The organism is Pseudomonas canadensis, from assembly GCF_030980095.1.
GTDB lineage: Bacteria > Pseudomonadota > Gammaproteobacteria > Pseudomonadales > Pseudomonadaceae > Aquipseudomonas > Aquipseudomonas canadensis.
On sequence record NZ_CP133298.1, the window covers coordinates 1,594,107 to 1,610,233 of the forward strand.

Genomic DNA, 16,127 nt, shown 5'->3' on the forward strand with positions numbered 1-16,127 from the left:
TCCCGTGGGCCGCCTTTTCCCGCGGGCCCTGCTCGAAGGTCCTGCCGTGACGCACCTCAATCAGCCTGTTCCGCCACTGCCCGCTGTGCGCAGCATTCTCGCCTCACTGATGATGGCGATCTTCCTGGGGGCGTTGGACCAGACCATTGTCGCCGTGTCCATGCCTGCGATCTCCGCCCAGTTCCATGACGTCAACCTGCTGGCCTGGGTCATCTCCGGCTACATGGTGGCGATGACCGTGGCGGTGCCGATCTACGGCAAGCTCGGTGACCTGTACGGGCGGCGGCCGATGATGCTGATCGGCATGGGCCTGTTCACCCTGGCCTCGCTGTTCTGCGGCATGGCGCAAAGCATGGAGCAACTGGTGCTGGCGCGGATCCTCCAGGGTATCGGCGCTGGCGGCATGATTTCGGTGAGCCAGGCGATCATCGGCGACATCATCCCGCCCCGTGAACGTGGCCGCTACCAGGGCTATTTCAGCAGCATGTACGCGGTGGCCAGCGTGGCCGGGCCGGTACTGGGCGGCTACATGACCGAGTACCTGTCGTGGCGCTGGGTGTTCCTGATCAACCTGCCCCTGGGCGCCGGCGCCTGGTATGTGGCTCATCGCACGCTAGTGGGTTTGCCGGTGCCGCAGCGCAAGCCGATCATCGATTACCTCGGCACTGTGCTGATGATCATCGGCCTGACGGCCTTGTTGCTGGGCATCACCGAAATTGGCCAGGGTCATCATTGGCGCGATGATCAGGTGCTGGGGCTGCTTGCCTGTGCGTTGGTGGCGTTGACGGTGTTTGTCTGGCACGAGCGCCGGGCGCGGGAGCCGTTGTTGCCGATGCATTTGTTTGCCAACCGCAGTGCGGTGTTGTGCTGGTGCACGATCTTTTTCACCAGCTTCCAGGCGATTTCCCTGACGGTGCTGATGCCGCTGCGTTATCAGACGGTGACCGGTTCCGGCGCGGACAGCGCGGCGCTGCACTTGCTGCCATTGGCCATGGGCTTGCCGATGGGGGCTTATTTTGCCGGGCGCATGACCTCGGTGACCGGGCGCTATAAGCCGATGATCCTCAGCGGCGCGCTATTGAGCCCCTTCGCCATTCTCGGCATGGCCCTGAGCGCGCCGCAGGCGGTGGGGCTGACGGCCTTGTTCATGCTGCTGTGCGGCATTGCGGCCGGCATGCAATTCCCGACGTCCCTGGTGGGCACGCAAAACTCGGTGGAGCAGCGCGATATCGGCGTCGCCACCAGCACCACCAACCTGTTCCGTTCCCTGGGCGGGGCGGTGGGGGTGGCGTGCATGTCGGCACTGTTGCTGGCGCTGTTGCAGGACTCCAGCTTCGCCCACCTGGCCAGCGGCGCGCTGGTGGCCGAAGGCAGTTCCGGCAACGTGCTGCTCGACGGCCTCAACGCCGCCCCTGGCCCGGCGCAGGATGCCCTGCGCGGGGAGTTGGCGGTGACGTTCCGGCATTTGTTGATGGTCAGTGCGGCGGTGTCACTGCTGGGGCTGGCGGCGGCGATTGCGATGCCCAATCGGGTGCTGCGTGGCCGTGAAGACAAAGCACGCTAACCCTGTAGGCGCTGGCTTGCCAGCGATGACGGTGGGTCAGTCAAGATATGGGTTACTGATACAACGCCATCGCCGGCAAGCCAGCTCCTACAGGGGGAATGCATTTCAATTTTGATCAGGGGCTGTAATAACCCACCGCCACCATGAAATGCCCAGCCTTGCGCACATACGCATGCTTGTTCTCGATCTTGTCGGTCACCGGGTTTTTCCAGCGGTATTTGTATTCGCCCTGGTCCTGCTCGGCCATCAACTTGAGGATCGGCTCACCCACCGGCTTGCCGTCCGGGTCCTTGATCTTGCTGAAATCGGTGTTGACCAGGCGCAGGTTGGTGCCGTGGGCTACATAGCGCTGGGTATCGAGGTCCACCACGAACACATAAAGGTCATCCTGCAGGAAACCACCCTGCAATGAGTTGATGGCCTTGAGTGTGCCGGTTTCATCCTTGAGCAAGGCGGTTGCCGCCTTGTTGCGCAGGGCCCGGGCCTGTTCCGGCGTGGCCCGTGGCAGGTAATAACCCACCGCGAGGATGCGTTCGCCCACACGCTGATAAAACACGTGCTTGTGTTCGACCTTGCCATCGTTCCAGTTCTGCCAGCGATAGTCGGCCTGCTGGATGCCCTGGCTTTCCGGCACCTTGAGCGCATCTTTGAAGGACTGGCGCAAATCCGGCCCGAGGACTTCGGACACGTCACGGCCGATCAAGGCGGAGGATGGACCACCGCTGGCCAGCAGCACGCCCTTCGTGTCGACCACAAACACATAGCGATCGTGGTCGACGAATTCGCCCTGTCGACTGAAGGCGGCAAACGCCTTGTCGCCGTTGCTCTGGTAGTAGACCAAGGCTTTTTCCAGCAGCGCCTTGGCCGCCTTGGCGTCTTCATCCTGAGTCGTTTCAGCGTGCACCTGGCTGAAACACAACAGCAGCAGCCAGGTGAGTTGGAACACTACCTTCATTACCCGTCCCTCGTTCTTGTTGATGTGACAAGAGCGTAGACGGTCACGGGCGACTCAGAAGGGTTTGGTCGGCAGGTACTTGCCGTCCAGGGTGATCACCGCGCGGGAGCCGCCGTCCGGGTCCTCGACCTTCTTGATGTCCAGCTTGAAGTTGATTGCACTGATGATGCCGTCGCCGAACTGCTCATGGACCAGCGCCTTGAGGGTGGTGCCATAGACTTGAAGCATTTCGTAGAAGCGGTACATCGTCGGGTCGGTCGGCACGCCGCCGGGGAAGCTGCCGCGCAGGGGCACGCTTTGCAGCAGGCGGCTGGCGTCCTGGTCCAGGCCGAGCTTGTCGCAGACCACGTCCGCAGCGTCCTTGGGCAGCGGATGCTGGCCGAGCAGGGCGGCGGTGACGAACGCCAAGCTGAGCCCGGTGCCGTCGGTGAGGTCTTGCCAGGACAGGTTCTTGCGTGCCTTGAGGTCGATTACGGTGTCGGCCAGGGCCAGGCGTGGGGTTTGTGAGAAGTTGGATTGCAACATGGTGTTGTCCTCTTGGTTGAAATGGGGTCAGGCAGCGTGGATCTGATTGAGCAGCGACACGAAACGCCCGCTGCGGCTGTCCAGGGCGTCGATGGCGCCGGTTTCGATGTCGTACACCCAGCCGTGCAACGTCAGTCGGCCTTGTTCCAGGGCCAGGGCGACGCAGGGGTGGGTCTTGAGATTGGCCAACTGGGCGATCACGTTTTCGCGCACCAAGTCGCTCAAGCGGGCGGCATCGGATGTGTGCTGGCGTGCGGCGTTAATCACCTTGGCCGACTCTGCATGGCGCAACCAATTGGCCACGGCGGGCAGGTGGTCCAGGCATTTGCAGGTGGAGATGGCAGTCATCGCCCCGCAGTCGGAATGGCCGCAGATCACAATGTCACTGACCCCCAGCACCGCCACCGCATATTCGACGGTGGCCGATACACCGCCCGGCTCCGGGCCGTAGGACGGCACGATGTTGCCGGCGTTGCGGATTACGAACAGGTCTCCCGGTTCTTGCTGGGTCAGTAGCTCGGGGACTACACGGCTGTCGGAACAGGACACAAACAGTGTGCCCGGGGTTTGCGTGGTCGCCAGGTGTTTGAACAGGTCGCTGCGTTGGGCGAAGGCTTCGGCCTGGAATTTGCGGAAGCCGTCGATGAGATGTTGCATGGGAGGTTCTCCTTGCGTCGCTGATGGGGCAAGGATGGAAGTTTTCAGCTATAGCGTCCAAGACCGGCTTATTATAGTTTCCATTGGTCATGCCTATAGTTGGGGGCTTCGATGCTGCTGCGCCATATCCGTTACCTGCTGGCGGTGGCTGAACACCGCAATTTCACCCGCGCCGCCGAGGCGCTGCATGTGTCGCAGCCGACCTTGTCGCAGCAGATCAAGCAGTTGGAGGACACCTTGGGTGCACCGCTGCTGGACCGCTCCGGGCGCAGCGTCAGCCTGACCGACGCCGGCGAGGCCTATGTGCGCTTTGCACGGCTGGCCTTGCAGGACTTGCAGGCTGGCACCCGCGCCATGCATGACGTGCAGGACTTGAGCCGGGGCAACCTGCGCCTGGCCATGACACCGACTTTTACCGCCTACCTGATCGGGCCGTTGCTGGCGCAGTTCAACCAGCGGTATCCGGGGATTACGGTGAGCATCGAGGAGCTGACCCAGGACCGCATGGAAGCCGCCTTGGCGGAAGACGCGCTGGACATCGGCATAGGTTTTACCGGCGAGCATCTGCCGGATATCGAGTGCGAAGGGCTGTTTGTTGAAGCGCTGAGTGTGGTGGTCGGCGCCAATCATCCGGGGGTGGACAGTCGGCAGTGGCTGGCGCAACCCCTAGTGTTGTTGAACACCGGCTTTGCGACCCGCCGCTACATCGACGATTACTGCCGTGCCCAGGGCATAAGCCCTTTGATTGCTATGGAGGCCAACTCCATCAGTGCAATCATTGAAATCGTGCGCACCACGGCACTGGCGACCATCCTGCCCAGTGCAATCGCCGAGGCCCAGCCAGGTTTGAACGCAGTGGCAATCAGCCCTGCATTGCCGCAACGCACCGCGGCACTGCTGAGCCGCAAGGGCGCCTATCGCAGTGCAGCGTGTCGCGCCTTCGTGTCGTTGATCAAGGCGCGGCCAGCCACTGGCTGACGATAGCGTCATAGGCTCCCGTGGCCTGGCTCAGGTGCAGCCATTGATCGACGTAGCTTTTCCAGGCCACATCATCACGGGGTAACAGGAAGGCTTTTTCGCTGTACTGCATCTGCCGCTCGGGGTTCACCGCACACAGCCCCGGCTTGAGCTTCTGCTGGTAACGCGCTTCGCTGGCGTCGGTGATCATCACATCGGCCTTGCCCGCCAGCAGTTCATCGAAGATGGTCACGTTGTCGTGCAGGCGGATCTGCGCCTGGCCCAAGTGGGCGCGGGCGAATACTTCGTTGGTGCCGCCGGCCGGTTCGATGACGCGTACCTGGGGCTGGTTGATCTGTTCAACGGTCTGGTAGCGCTGCACATCGGCACAGCGCACCAACGGGATTTTGCCGTCGACGCCCAGGGATTGGCTGAAGAAGGCTTTTTTCTGGCGCTCCAGCGACACCGAAATCCCGCCCACGGCAATGTCACAGCGCTGGGCCAGGAAGTCCGGCATCAGGGTTTTCCAGGTGGTGGGCACCCATTGGATCTTTGCGTTGAGGCTCTTGGCCAGGGACTCGGCCATGGCGATGTCGATGCCTTCATAGCTGCCGTCGGCGCGCAGCGAGGTGTAGGGCTTGTAGTCGCCGGTGGTGCATACGGTCAGCGTGCCGCGCTGGAGCACTTGGTCGAGGCGCGAAGGCGCGGTGTCGGCCAGGGCGCTGGTGGCCAGACTTGCCAGTACACAGAGGGCGAAAGGAGCTTTCATGCGGTCGAGTCCTTGGGGCATGGGCGTGGGCGCTCATTATTTCCAGCACCGGGCCAGGTAGCAAGGCGCGGCGAATGTTTAGCCAAGTCGCAACCAAACTCCGTCAACCCTGAATTTAATCACCTGTGCAGGCGTGTGACGCTGGCGGTTACCTCTAGCACTGTGATCCCCGCATGGACGGCTCCTCCGACACCCACCCCGCGATACTGCCGTCCGATCTCGCGTTCTGGGCACTGTTTCACTGCCGACACGCACGCCCACCAGATAGCGCATTCCTACGTTGATCCATCCCCTGGATGGCGTGCACCTGCGCGCCTGCCTGACCCACACGTATGAGAATGCCCATGAGTGTCTTTGCCTGCCTGCACGAAGCCCAGTCCTTCCTCGAACAAAACCCGGACATCGAGATGTTCGAGCTGTTTATCCTCGACAACAACGGCGTGCCACGCGGCAAGTTGCTGCACCGCGATGAGTTGCTGGCGGTGTATGAAAGCGGCCGGCCGTTGCCCAGTACCATTCTTGGCCTGACCATCAATGGCGACGACGTGGAAAACTCCGGGCTGGTGTGGGAGGTGGGTGATATTGATTGCCGCGCCTATCCGATCAGCGGCAGTTTGCAGCGCATGCCGTGGCGCCTGATTCCGACGGCAGCCGTGCAAGTCAGCATGCACCCCACCGAAGGCCTGCCCGCGACCGTCGCCGATCCCCGGCATTTGCTGGCCAAGGTGATCGATGGACTCAAGGCCGACGGTTATTACCCAGTGATGGCGGCGGAACTGGAGTTCTACCTGCTCGACCAGAAACCCGACAGCAACGGCCGCCCGCAACCGGCGCGGGATGTGGACGGCGGGCGCCCGCGCTCGACTCAGATCTACGGCCTGCGCGAGCTGGAGCAGATCGAACCCTTCCTTGCTGACCTTTACAGCGCCTGCAAACTGCAAGGCATCCCGGCGCGCACGGCAATCTCCGAATACGCCCCAGGCCAGGTGGAAATCACCTTGGAGCATCGCGCCGACGCCCTGCAAGCGATGGACGAAGCGGTGCGTTACAAACGCTTGGTCAAAGGTGTGGCGCATAAGCACGGGATGACGGCTTGCTTCATGGCCAAGCCGTTCGACGACCTGGCCGGCACTGGCATGCACATGCACGTGAGCCTGGCGGATGCCGAGGGCAATAACCTGTTCGCCAGCGAAGCCACCGACGGCACGCCGCTGTTGCGCCAGGCGGTGGGCGGCATGCTCAGCACCTTGCTCGATTCCTTGCTGATGTTCTGCCCCAATGCCAATTCCTACCGCCGCTTTCAGACCAACAGCTACGCGCCTCTGGCCGCCACTTGGGGCGTGGACAACCGCACCGTCAGCCTGCGCGTGCCGGGCGGGCCAGCGAGTTCTCGACATATCGAGCATCGAATCTGCGGTGCCGACGCCAACCCCTACCTGGCCGCCGCCGCGATTCTGGCCGGCATCCATCGCGGCATCCGTGAGCAGCGTGACCCCGGCGCCCCGGTAGAAGGCAATGGCTACGCCCAGGCCAAGGAGTTGCTGCCTACCGACTGGTTGACCACGCTACGTGCCCTGGAAGGTTCGAGCTGGGCGCGGGACGCGTTCGGCAGTGAGTTCCTCGACGTGTACCTGGCGGTCAAGCGCGCCGAATATCGCCAGTTCATGGGCGAAGTGGGCGAGCAGGATTGGCGCTGGTATCTGCATCAGGCGTGAACAGGCTTCGGTGGTGAACGTTTCGACCTTTTTTTGACATTGCACTGGTTAAGCTGCGAATCAAGGTCGTTCACTGCCGTTCCACCCACATGAGCCCGCGATGTCGCCACAACCACCATCCTCCATCGAGATTGAATACGCCGAGCGCTGTGACCGTGAGCACGCCAGGGTCTGCGGCGATACACGGCCGCCAGGGCTGCGGCAGCGACTGGCGTCGTGGCGCGACGAGCGGATGGTGCGCCAGGCGCTGAAAGTCGCCGGTGAACCTGGGTTGGTGTTGGACCTGGCCTGTGGCTCGGGGCGTTTCTGGCCTGTGCTGGCCGAACACGTCAACCGGGTGATCCTGGCGTCGGACAACTCCCAGGACATGCTCGACCATGCCCGCACCCATCACCCGGCGTCCTTGCTCAAACGCGTCAAGACCTTCCAGGGCTCGGCGTTCTCCATCAGCTTGTCGGCGAATGCGGTGGATTGCATTTTCTGCCTGGAATTGTTTCGCCATGTGCCCAGCAGTGAAGGGCGCTTGGCCCTACTGCGCGAGTTCCACCGGGTCAGCCGCGACACGGTGATTGTCTCGGTCAACTCCCGTACCTGCGTCGATGATGAGTTCCGCCAGGCGGGCTTCAAGGTCCTGCATCATCAAGAATTCATGCCCGGCTCAAGCCTGTGGCGGGTCTACGTGCTGCGTAAGAGAGGATAAGTCCCGCCTGTCGGACTATTCTTCAACTCCTGTCTGAGTTTTCATGGTTGCCTGTGCACTGCGGATGCTCGCTAGCCCCTTTCGCGATATATACTGCGCGCCATTCTTCAAGGGAGAGCCGTGTGGCCATCGATATTCACTGGATCTGCGACAACGATAGCCTCGGCCAGCATTGCGCCGAATGGCAGCAGTTGCCATTCGTCGCCCTCGACACCGAATTCATGCGGGTCGACACCTTTTATCCCATTGCCGGGCTGATCCAGATTGGTGATGGCGTGCGCGCTTACCTGATCGATCCCCTGACCATCGACAACTGGCAACCCTTGGCCGCCTTGCTGGAAAACCCGGCAGTGATCAAGGTGGTGCATGCCTGCAGCGAAGACCTGGAAGTGTTGCTGCGCTTGACCGGCAGCCTGCCAGTCCCGCTGTTCGACACCCAGTTGGCCGCCGCTTACCTGAACCTCGGTTTCTCCATGGGCTATTCGCGCCTGGTGCAAGCCGTGCTGGATATCGAGCTGCCCAAGGGCGAGACCCGTTCGGACTGGCTGCAGCGGCCCTTGTCCGAGACGCAAGTCAGCTACGCCGCCGAAGACGCGGTGCACCTGGCCGAGGTTTACACCCGCCTGCGTCCGCAGCTGTCGGACGACAAGTACGCCTGGGTGCTGGAGGACGGCGCGGAGTTGGTCGCCAACCTGCGCCGCGAAGTCGACCCCTACGAGGTGTACCGCGACGCCAAGCTGGCCTGGAAGCTGTCCCGCGCCCAACTCGCCGTACTGCGTGAACTGTGCGCCTGGCGCGAGCAGCAGGCCCGCGCCCGTGACCTGCCGCGCAACCGCATCATTCGCGAACACTCGTTATGGCCCCTGGCCAAATCCCAGCCGGATAACCTCGCCGCCCTGGGCAAGATCGAAGACATGCACCCGCGCACCGTGCGTCAGGACGGCCAGTTCCTGCTGGACCTGATCAAGCGTGCCGGCAGCGTGCCGATGGACCAATGGCCGCCTGCCGTTGCCGAACCGTTGCCGGTGGATGCCGCCGCGCTGATCAAGCAACTGCGCGCCCTTGGCCAGGCGCAAGCCGAACGCCTGGAGATGGCGCCGGAACTGATGCTGCGCAAGAAAACCCTCGAAGCCCTGGTCAAAAGTGGCTACCCCGATGGGCCTTATAAATTGCCAGACTCGCTGCGTGGCTGGCGCCGCGAGTTGATGGGCCAGGCGCTGCTCGACAGCCTGGCTACCGCCGGAGAACAGCCTTGAAACGTATTTGCTCCATTTACCGCAGCACCAAACGCGCCGGCATGTACCTTTACGTACTCAAAAGTGATGAGCTGAAACGTGTGCCCGAAGGTTTGCTCGCGGTGTTCGGCCAGCCGCTGCTCGCGTTCAACCTGGTGCTGACGCCTGAACGCAAACTGCAACAGGAAGACATCGTGCAGGTGCTGGAAAACCTCGACAAACAGGGTTACCACCTGCAAATGCCGCCGCCCGAGGACGAGTACATCGAGCACTTGCCCGAAGAACTGCTGCGCCGCAACGACCCGATGTGATCGACCGGTGCTCTATCCTGGGCACTTGCTTCAATGGAATCGTATAAGTGGGCGGTGGCCGTAAGGATGCGGGCAGCCGTCCGTACTGTTTTTGAAAGGTTTTATGCATGCGTGTTCTGATTGCTGAACAGGATCACCCGCTCTACGCCCAATTGCTGGGCGAAGCGGCACCGGACCTTGAAGTGCTGACCAGCGGCGACTCGGCAGAACTGTCGCGCCTGGCCGCCGATTGCCCGGTCTGGCTGGGCCAGCCGGACCTGCTGGCGACGCTGCTGCGCCAAGGCCATCACCCGCAATGGCTGCAATCGACCTGGGCCGGCATTACCCCGTTGCTGGCTGAAGGCTTGCCCCGAGACTATCGCCTGACCCGTGCGGTGGGCATTTATGGCCAGGTCATGGCCGAATTTGTCCTCACCTATATGCTCGGCCACGAACGTGAGGTATTGGCACGTCTGGTCAGCCAGGTCGAGCGCAAATGGGACAATCGCATGGGCCAGAGCCTGGCGGGGCGCAAGGTGCTGATCGTCGGCACCGGCGATATCGGCCAGAGCGTTGCCGAGTTCCTGGTGCCGTTCGGCGTGAAGCTGTACGGCATCGCCAGCACCGCTCGAGAGCAGGCGCCGTTTGTCGAAGTGGCCGGGCTTGACGCCCTGGGCCGTCTGGTGGGCGAGGTCGACTACGTGATCAACCTGCTGCCCAACACGCCGAGCACCCATGACCTGTACGACGCTGCGCTGTTCAAGCAATTCAAGCCGACCGGGTTGTTTATCAACGTCGGGCGCGGAGTGGCGGTGGTGGATGCGGACTTGGTCGAGGCCCTGAAAGAAGGGCACCTGGCCGGTGCGGTGATTGACGTGTGCCGCCAGGAACCGCTGCCGCAACGTCATCCGTTCTGGACCGCGTGGGGCCTGTTGCTGACCGGGCACAGTTCGGCACCGACGTCACCAGCATTGATGGTGGAGTTGTTCGTGCAAAATGTGCGGGCGTATCAGGCCAAGCAAGCATTGCGTGGAACCGTGGATTTCGAGCGCGGTTACTGATAGCAGAGGAGCCGGCATGCCGGCTCCTCTTGGCATTACAGGCTGAAGTCACCTTCCGATACCAACTCGCTCAACGGCCGGCGTGGGCTCGGCGTTTCGCGACCTTCAGGCAGGTACTCCGGCAAGCTCGACTTGTCCCCCAATTTGCCAATCGCGACGGCGGCATGCAGTGCATAACCTTCCGGGATTTTCAGCTCTTTGCGGGTCAGGTCCTGATCGAAACCGGCCATGCCGTGGGTGTGCCAGCCGCTGAGGCTGGCTTGCAGCGCCAGGTGGCCCCAGGCCGAGCCGGTGTCAAAAGTGTGCCACAGGGCGGGGGTTTCTTCGTTGGCGCCGGGGGCGGTGAAGTCGGTTTTCGAAGCGATGATCACCAGGGCCGACGCGTGTTGCGCCCAGCCACGGTTGAATTCATTCAGCAAGCCCAGGAAACGCTCCCAGTCCGGCGTGTCGCGGCGCGCGTAGAGAAAGCGCCAAGGCTGCGAGTTGTAGGCGGACGGCGCCCAGCGCGCGGCTTCGAAGAAACTCAGCAGGGTCTCCTTGGAGATGCTCTCGCCGGTGAAGGCGCGGGGCGACCAGCGGTCGGTGAACTGGGTGTGGATCGGATAGTCGGCAACACGTGTCATGGAGCAGTTCCTGATCGTCAATTCGGCGCTCAAAGCTACTGCGCGGCCACTAGACTGACAAGTGTTGTAACACCGCCAGTCGTAAGCGCTTGGCCCCAGGGGCCTTGGGCACTAGACTGGCGGCCTTTTCACCTACCGATACTGATGTAGAGCCATGGCCGCCAAAGTCGAACCTTTCTGGATACGCAAAACCCTTGAGCACCTCGACCAGGAGGAGTGGGAGTCGTTGTGCGACGGCTGTGGCCTGTGCTGCCTGCAAAAGCTAGAGGACGAAGACGACAACAGCGTCTATTACACGCGGATCGCCTGCAAACTGCTCGACCTGAAAACCTGCCAGTGCACCGACTACCCGAACCGTCGCGCGTCAGTGCCGGATTGTATCCAGCTCACGCCGGGCCAGGCCGACCAGTTCAAATGGTTGCCGCCCACCTGCGGCTATCGCCTGGTCAGCGAACGCAAGGACCTGCCGCTGTGGCACCACTTGGTCTGCGGCGACCGCGATGCCGTGCACCACGAACGCATTTCCCAGTCCGGGCGCATGCTCAGCGAAGGCAGCGTGCCCGAAGACGACTGGGAGGATTACCTGATTTTCCGCGCGGGCTGACAAGGAGTGGGTATGAGGGGGGCAATCAAGCTGGCGGCATCGTTGGTGTTGCTGACGCTGAGCACATCGGCGTGGTGCGCGAAGAAAGTCGACCTGGATTATCACGTCAAACTGTTGCCCCAGAGTGATCAGGCTGAGGTGCGGGTGAGTCTGTCCCAGGGCTCGGCGGTGCGCAGCCTGAATTTCGACCTTGGTGCCGATGGTGACTACAGCGACTTCAAGGCCGACGGCCAGTGGAGCGTCACCGAGCATCGCGGTCTGTGGCAACCCAGCGCCAACAAAGCCAGCCTGACCTACCGCGTACGCCTCACCCATGCACGCAAGGCCGGTATCTATGAAGCGCGGATGACGCCGAGCTGGGCGTTGTTTCGCGGCGAAGACCTGGTGCCGACGGCGAAACTGGACCAGCAAGACGGCGTCGAGTTGGTCTCACGCCTGGTGTTCGAACTGCCAGCCGGCTGGAAAAGCGTTGAAACCGCTTGGCCGCGCATCGGCAAGCACAAATTCCGCATCGATAACGTCTCCCGCCTGTTCGACCGGCCCACCGGCTGGATGCTCGCTGGCAACCTCGGCAGCCGCCGTGTGCGCCTGGGCGAGACGGAAGTCACCGTGGCTTCGCCCAAGGGCCAGGCCATGCGCCGCATGGATGTGCTGACATTGCTGACCTTCGTCTGGCCCCAAGTGGAAGCGGCCTTCCCGCGCCATCCGGCCAAGCTGCTGGTGGTGGGCGCCAGCGACCCGATGCGCCGTGGCGCGTTCTCGGCGCGGGATTCGGTCTACCTCAACAGCCGCACGCCGCTGGTCAGCGAAAACGGCGGCAGTCCGTTGATACGTGAAGTGGTGCAGGCGATCGGGCGCTTCAATGATCACGACACCAGTGACTGGATCAGTGAAGGCCTGGCCGAGTACTACGGCATCGAACTGGTACGTCGGGCCGGTGGTATCACCGACGAGCGGTATCAGGCAATACAGGCGCGGTTGGCCAAGGAGGGCAAGGACGTGACCAGCCTGCGTGGCGAACACGTCAGCGGTGCGACGGTGTCACGGGCGGTGGTGGTGTTGCAGGAACTGGACCGCGAGATCCGCGTGAAGACTCACAACAAACGGTCATTGGATGACCTCGCGCAGGCGGTGATGCGTGCCAACAGCATCACCACCGCGGAGTTTGTGAAGCTGGCTGAGCGCATCATCGGCGAGTCGTCGGTGGTGCTGGACAACAAGCTGCTGCGTTGAACCCTTGCTGAACCTCCGCAATTCCTTGTAGGAGCCCGGCTTGCCCGATAGGGCCCTAAAGGGACGCCATCGCCGGCAAGCCGGGCTCCTACAGGTCGGGGTGGTGTCAGCCGGTGGTTTTGGTGGCCTTCTCGGCCGCCACTTCAGCCTTGGTCTTCAGATTCTTCAGCTCGGCCCCGGCGCGTTCGATCTTAGTGCGCACCGCGTTCATGTCCTGGCGGCCCTGCTCCAGCTTGTCCTTGAGCGAGCTGTGCCCGGTAAAACCACGGGCCAGCGCCACACCGCCGATGGCCACCTGGATCAAACCGAAAATCCCGCCACGGCGCAGGCCTTTGCCGACCATCATCACGCCTCCGGCCACCGAGCCAATGCGCTCCCAGCCATGCACGTTCTGTGTGGGCGGGGTCTCGAAAGGCGTATGTTCGATGATAGGTCGCAAGGTTTTGCTGTCGCTCATGATCTGTCTCCAACGAGGGCTAGTGATAAATAGCTGACTGCTCGCAGACGCCGGATGTTCCCTAAATCTCAGTACTTGGGACCCGAGCGGGTGTTGTTGCCCTTGGCCAGGCGGTCGTAGAGCACGACGTTGACGGTGGCGGCAAGGTTCATGCAGCCGGTGGTCGGTATGTAGACCACGTCTTCGCACCAGTCGCGGATCTCTTTGTCGAGGGAGCCGTCTTCCGGGCCGAAGATGTACAGCGCGCGGTCGGGGTGGGTGTATTCCGGCAGGGGGCGAGCGCCTTCCACCAGCTCCACGGCAACGGGGATGCAGCCCAGGGGCAGGATTTTTTTCAGGTCATCGATACCGATCAGCGGAATGTCGTGGTGGACTTTCTTGGTGTCGGTGATGAAGTCCCGCGCGCGCTCGTAACGCACGCCGGTGTAGAACACCGAGGCCACGCCGTAGCAGCCGGCGGCACGCATGACCGAGCCGACGTTTTCGGGGGATTTGGGGTTGTACAGACCGATGCAGCTGTAGCGTTTATTGCCCACGGGGAAGGGTGCCTTGGAGGAAAACGGCGATTATACGGCCTTGGGGGGCAGAGTTGCTTGGGCGATCGCAATCGCCGGCAAGCCGGCTCCTACAGGGAATGCATTCCCTCTGTAGGAGCTGGCTTGCCAGCGATGAGGCCAGAACAGGCAAAGAAGATCTTCAGTCGTCTTTCTTCATAAGGCCAGCCAACGCCGCAAACGGGTTATGCGTGGCCTTGGCAATCGTCGGGCTGCTGGTAGAACCCTCGCCGAAGTACTGCTGGTCGGTATACCGCGAGTGTTCGTTGTCGTGGCAATACAGGCACAACAATTCCCAGTTCGAACCGTCCTGGGGATTGTCATCATGATTGTGGTTTCGATGGTGTACGGTCAGCTCACTCAGGCGTTTGCCGGCGAACTCACGGGCGCAGCGGCCGCATACGTGGGGGTACATTTTCAAGGCTTTATCGCGGTAGCCCATTTCCCGGTCGCGCTGGGCATCGGCAAGGATGCGGTCCAGCTTGGCGGTGTGGGAGGGCGGGTTGGTCGAGCTCATCATGGCTCCTGGCTATTTTGGGGTTCACGGATAGGGTTGATTCTAGCCGCTCGCGTTGCAAATAACCGCTTCACTTTATCGATAGGGATCTGAAACTCATGCGTCTGCACTCATGGACTATTGCACTGTTGTTGTGTGGGCTCACGGCCCAAGCCCAGGCATTCTCTACACCACAACCCGGCCAGGTGATCGAGGTGGCCCTCGACCAATTGCACCCGACCCAGGCGGTGGTGGGTTTTGACCAGATTTACTACAGCCTCGGCGTGTTCGCTGATAAACCCGCCAAGGTCTTCGATGAATACTGCGAAACCAATGGCCAGGGCGAGGCCGACAAAGTGCCCAAGAGCGCGGACCTGCACAAGCCGGCGAGCTTCACCTGCAAAGACCCGGTGGGCACCCATCCCGACGACATGAAAACCGTGGTCGTCGGCCCCGGCGGCCAGTTGTACCTGACCGACGGTCATCACAGTTTCACCACCTTGTGGGAAGTGCCCGGCGGAGGGCCTCGCCTGAACATGTGGGTCAAGGTCACCGATGACTTCAGCAACAGCCCGACCATGGCCAACTTCTGGCAGCGCATGGAGGCTGCGCGCAAGGTCTGGCTCAAGGACAATCAAGGCCAGACCCTGCCGCCCGAGCAACTGCCGGCGCACCTGGGCTTCAAGAACCTGCAGGACGACACTTTCCGAAGCCTGGTGTATTTCACCCGCAAGGCTGCATATGGCAAGCCTGAGGCCGGGGAGATCGCGCCGGAGTTCCTGGAGTTCTACTGGGGCAACTGGCTGCGCACTCAAATTGATCTGGGCAAGTACAACCTGAACAAGAAGGGTGGCTACAAGGACGCCATTGAGGCCGTGGCCAAGCGCATGGTCAGCCTGGCGCCGGGCTCACAGGTCGGCGATAGCGGTTTCACCGCCCATCAACTGGGCGGCATGACTAAACTCGACCGAAATGAGCTGGAAAAGACCTTCGACAAAAAAGTCCCGTATGTGATCGATTACCGCAATTCCCTGCGCTAACCGATCACACCTTCTGCGCAATCCAGATGGTGTGTCGGGTGCCCTTGTTGCCATGGGCAAACACCTGCACTTCCTCGGCCTTGAAACCGGCCTTGCGCAGTTTGTCGCTGAACAGCTTGTCCGCGCTGGCCGACCACACGGCCAGCACGCCTTTGGGGCGCAGGGCCTTGGCGCAGGCGGCCAGGCCGCCGGCGGAGTAGAGCCAGCTGTTGGCCTTTTGCGTGAGGCCTTCGGGGCCGTTGTCCACGTCCAGCATGATCGCGTCAAAGCCCTGGGGCTCGGCCTGCAGCACCTTGGCCACGTCTTCCAGGCGGATCACCGTGCGCGGGTCCAGCAGCGGGCGACCGGATTTTTCGCCCAGCGGTCCACGGTTCCACTCCACAACGCCAGGCACCAGTTCTGCCACGACCACTTCGGCAGTCTTGCCCAGGTGCTTGAGGGCTGACGCCAGGGTAAACCCCATGCCCAAGCCACCGATCAACACCCGTGAATCCGCACGCCCGGCGACTTTGCGGCAAGGGATCTCCGCCAAGGCATCTTCGGAACCGTGCATGCGCGTGTTCATCAACTGGCCGCCGTCACCGCCCTGGATCTTGATGACGAAATCTTCACCGTATTCGAACAGGCACAAGGCACCGCCGTTGTCTGGGATCGGGGTGGTGTCCAGCAGAACGAAACGTTTCATGGAAATC

19 protein-coding genes are annotated in these 16,127 nt (G+C 62.1%); 10 read left to right on the forward strand and 9 right to left on the reverse strand.

Annotation, left to right across the window (positions count from 1 at the left end):
• The first annotated feature begins 46 nt into the window (after window positions 1–46).
• Window positions 47–1,564, forward strand: coding sequence for an MDR family MFS transporter (locus RB216_RS07360; RefSeq protein WP_050587938.1), 1,518 nt, complete (start codon window positions 47–49; stop codon window positions 1,562–1,564).
• Between the two features lie 115 nt (window positions 1,565–1,679).
• On the opposite strand, the gene RB216_RS07365 is transcribed toward RB216_RS07360, so the two are convergent.
• From RB216_RS07365 to RB216_RS07375, 3 genes are read right to left on the reverse strand one after another with little or no spacing between them, the layout of a single operon-like run.
• A complete protein-coding gene (locus RB216_RS07365; protein WP_236318534.1) occupies window positions 1,680–2,519 on the reverse strand; it encodes a cache domain-containing protein in 840 nt (279 codons plus the stop codon).
• Window positions 2,520–2,573: 54 nt separating this feature from the next.
• Entirely contained in the window at window positions 2,574–3,044 is a 471-nt protein-coding gene (gene cynS / locus RB216_RS07370) for a cyanase (protein ID WP_028619382.1), read from the reverse strand.
• Window positions 3,045–3,071: 27 nt separating this feature from the next.
• The gene (locus tag RB216_RS07375) at window positions 3,072–3,701 is read right to left on the reverse strand and encodes a carbonic anhydrase (RefSeq protein WP_028619383.1); all 630 of its coding nucleotides are present in this window, start codon (window positions 3,699–3,701) and stop codon (window positions 3,072–3,074) included.
• Window positions 3,702–3,812: 111 nt separating this feature from the next.
• Here RB216_RS07375 and cynR point away from each other — a divergent pair, with 111 nt between their 5' ends.
• A complete protein-coding gene (gene cynR, locus RB216_RS07380) occupies window positions 3,813–4,679 on the forward strand; it encodes a transcriptional regulator CynR (RefSeq protein WP_308908474.1) in 867 nt (288 codons plus the stop codon).
• On the opposite strand, the gene RB216_RS07385 is transcribed toward cynR, so the two are convergent.
• Window positions 4,654–5,427 (reverse strand): transporter substrate-binding domain-containing protein, encoded by a 774-nt coding sequence (locus RB216_RS07385; RefSeq protein WP_016975222.1) that lies wholly within the window; start codon window positions 5,425–5,427, stop codon window positions 4,654–4,656. The genes cynR and RB216_RS07385 overlap by 26 nt on opposite strands.
• Window positions 5,428–5,771: 344 nt before the next feature.
• On the opposite strand from RB216_RS07385, the gene RB216_RS07390 reads away from it, so the two are divergent.
• The 5 genes from RB216_RS07390 (at window position 5,772) to RB216_RS07410 (ending at window position 10,428) form a co-directional block, all read left to right on the forward strand.
• A complete protein-coding gene (locus tag RB216_RS07390) occupies window positions 5,772–7,142 on the forward strand; it encodes a glutamine synthetase family protein (RefSeq protein WP_308908475.1) in 1,371 nt (456 codons plus the stop codon).
• 100 nt (window positions 7,143–7,242) lie between these two features.
• Complete coding sequence (locus RB216_RS07395; protein ID WP_028619387.1) at window positions 7,243–7,842, forward strand: class I SAM-dependent methyltransferase; 600 nt, start codon at window positions 7,243–7,245, stop codon at window positions 7,840–7,842.
• Window positions 7,843–7,964: 122 nt separating this feature from the next.
• Window positions 7,965–9,098, forward strand: coding sequence for a ribonuclease D (rnd, locus tag RB216_RS07400; protein ID WP_028619388.1), 1,134 nt, complete (start codon window positions 7,965–7,967; stop codon window positions 9,096–9,098).
• Window positions 9,095–9,388 carry a YcgL domain-containing protein gene (locus RB216_RS07405; RefSeq protein ID WP_028619389.1) on the forward strand — a complete coding sequence of 98 codons (294 nt, stop codon included), beginning with the start codon at window positions 9,095–9,097 and terminating at the stop codon, window positions 9,386–9,388. Before rnd ends, RB216_RS07405 begins: the two co-directional genes overlap by 4 nt.
• 107 nt (window positions 9,389–9,495) lie before the next feature.
• Window positions 9,496–10,428, forward strand: a complete 933-nt coding sequence (locus RB216_RS07410) for a D-2-hydroxyacid dehydrogenase (protein ID WP_068934905.1) — start codon at window positions 9,496–9,498, stop codon at window positions 10,426–10,428.
• 35 nt (window positions 10,429–10,463) lie between these two features.
• On the opposite strand, the gene RB216_RS07415 is transcribed toward RB216_RS07410, so the two are convergent.
• Complete coding sequence (locus RB216_RS07415) at window positions 10,464–11,051, reverse strand: nitroreductase family protein (protein WP_308908476.1); 588 nt, start codon at window positions 11,049–11,051, stop codon at window positions 10,464–10,466.
• Between the two features lie 154 nt (window positions 11,052–11,205).
• Between RB216_RS07415 and RB216_RS07420 the strand changes: the two genes are divergently transcribed.
• The gene (locus RB216_RS07420) at window positions 11,206–11,655 is read left to right on the forward strand and encodes a YcgN family cysteine cluster protein (protein WP_003172524.1); all 450 of its coding nucleotides are present in this window, start codon (window positions 11,206–11,208) and stop codon (window positions 11,653–11,655) included.
• A gap of 12 nt (window positions 11,656–11,667) precedes the next feature.
• Entirely contained in the window at window positions 11,668–12,888 is a 1,221-nt protein-coding gene (locus tag RB216_RS07425; RefSeq protein WP_122686473.1) for a hypothetical protein, read from the forward strand.
• 106 nt (window positions 12,889–12,994) lie between these two features.
• On the opposite strand, the gene RB216_RS07430 is transcribed toward RB216_RS07425, so the two are convergent.
• The 3 genes from RB216_RS07430 to RB216_RS07440 all read right to left on the reverse strand — a co-directional run bounded on the left by RB216_RS07430 (window position 12,995) and on the right by RB216_RS07440 (window position 14,416).
• The gene (locus tag RB216_RS07430) at window positions 12,995–13,345 is read right to left on the reverse strand and encodes a YgaP family membrane protein (RefSeq protein ID WP_308908477.1); all 351 of its coding nucleotides are present in this window, start codon (window positions 13,343–13,345) and stop codon (window positions 12,995–12,997) included.
• A gap of 68 nt (window positions 13,346–13,413) precedes the next feature.
• Window positions 13,414–13,881, reverse strand: a complete 468-nt coding sequence (locus RB216_RS07435; protein ID WP_003189607.1) for an RNA methyltransferase — start codon at window positions 13,879–13,881, stop codon at window positions 13,414–13,416.
• 160 nt (window positions 13,882–14,041) lie between these two features.
• Window positions 14,042–14,416: a YajD family HNH nuclease gene (locus tag RB216_RS07440; RefSeq protein WP_003210675.1), complete on the reverse strand. Its 375-nt coding sequence runs from the start codon at window positions 14,414–14,416 to the stop codon at window positions 14,042–14,044.
• Between the two features lie 98 nt (window positions 14,417–14,514).
• On the opposite strand from RB216_RS07440, the gene RB216_RS07445 reads away from it, so the two are divergent.
• The gene (locus tag RB216_RS07445) at window positions 14,515–15,435 is read left to right on the forward strand and encodes a ParB/Srx family N-terminal domain-containing protein (protein WP_308908478.1); all 921 of its coding nucleotides are present in this window, start codon (window positions 14,515–14,517) and stop codon (window positions 15,433–15,435) included.
• 4 nt (window positions 15,436–15,439) lie between these two features.
• Here RB216_RS07445 and RB216_RS07450 read toward each other — a convergent pair whose 3' ends face one another.
• Window positions 15,440–16,120 carry a spermidine synthase gene (locus RB216_RS07450; RefSeq protein ID WP_028619395.1) on the reverse strand — a complete coding sequence of 227 codons (681 nt, stop codon included), beginning with the start codon at window positions 16,118–16,120 and terminating at the stop codon, window positions 15,440–15,442.
• Between the last annotated feature and the right edge of the window lie 7 nt (window positions 16,121–16,127).

What these genes read in the sequence shown, in the direction of transcription:
- RB216_RS07415 (WP_308908476.1), bottom strand. Translation starts at nt 11,051, where the DNA reads ATGACACGTGTTGCCGACTATCCGATCCACACCCAGTTCACCGACCGC.
- RB216_RS07445 (WP_308908478.1), top strand. Translation starts at nt 14,515, where the DNA reads ATGCGTCTGCACTCATGGACTATTGCACTGTTGTTGTGTGGGCTCACG.
- cynR (WP_308908474.1), top strand. Translation starts at nt 3,813, where the DNA reads ATGCTGCTGCGCCATATCCGTTACCTGCTGGCGGTGGCTGAACACCGC.
- RB216_RS07375 (WP_028619383.1), bottom strand. Translation starts at nt 3,701, where the DNA reads ATGCAACATCTCATCGACGGCTTCCGCAAATTCCAGGCCGAAGCCTTC.
- cynS (WP_028619382.1), bottom strand. Translation starts at nt 3,044, where the DNA reads ATGTTGCAATCCAACTTCTCACAAACCCCACGCCTGGCCCTGGCCGAC.
- RB216_RS07450 (WP_028619395.1), bottom strand. Translation starts at nt 16,120, where the DNA reads ATGAAACGTTTCGTTCTGCTGGACACCACCCCGATCCCAGACAACGGC.
- RB216_RS07410 (WP_068934905.1), top strand. Translation starts at nt 9,496, where the DNA reads ATGCGTGTTCTGATTGCTGAACAGGATCACCCGCTCTACGCCCAATTG.
- RB216_RS07440 (WP_003210675.1), bottom strand. Translation starts at nt 14,416, where the DNA reads ATGAGCTCGACCAACCCGCCCTCCCACACCGCCAAGCTGGACCGCATC.
- RB216_RS07395 (WP_028619387.1), top strand. Translation starts at nt 7,243, where the DNA reads ATGTCGCCACAACCACCATCCTCCATCGAGATTGAATACGCCGAGCGC.
- RB216_RS07425 (WP_122686473.1), top strand. Translation starts at nt 11,668, where the DNA reads ATGAGGGGGGCAATCAAGCTGGCGGCATCGTTGGTGTTGCTGACGCTG.
- RB216_RS07385 (WP_016975222.1), bottom strand. Translation starts at nt 5,427, where the DNA reads ATGAAAGCTCCTTTCGCCCTCTGTGTACTGGCAAGTCTGGCCACCAGC.
- RB216_RS07420 (WP_003172524.1), top strand. Translation starts at nt 11,206, where the DNA reads ATGGCCGCCAAAGTCGAACCTTTCTGGATACGCAAAACCCTTGAGCAC.
- RB216_RS07365 (WP_236318534.1), bottom strand. Translation starts at nt 2,519, where the DNA reads ATGAAGGTAGTGTTCCAACTCACCTGGCTGCTGCTGTTGTGTTTCAGC.
- RB216_RS07390 (WP_308908475.1), top strand. Translation starts at nt 5,772, where the DNA reads ATGAGTGTCTTTGCCTGCCTGCACGAAGCCCAGTCCTTCCTCGAACAA.
- RB216_RS07430 (WP_308908477.1), bottom strand. Translation starts at nt 13,345, where the DNA reads ATGAGCGACAGCAAAACCTTGCGACCTATCATCGAACATACGCCTTTC.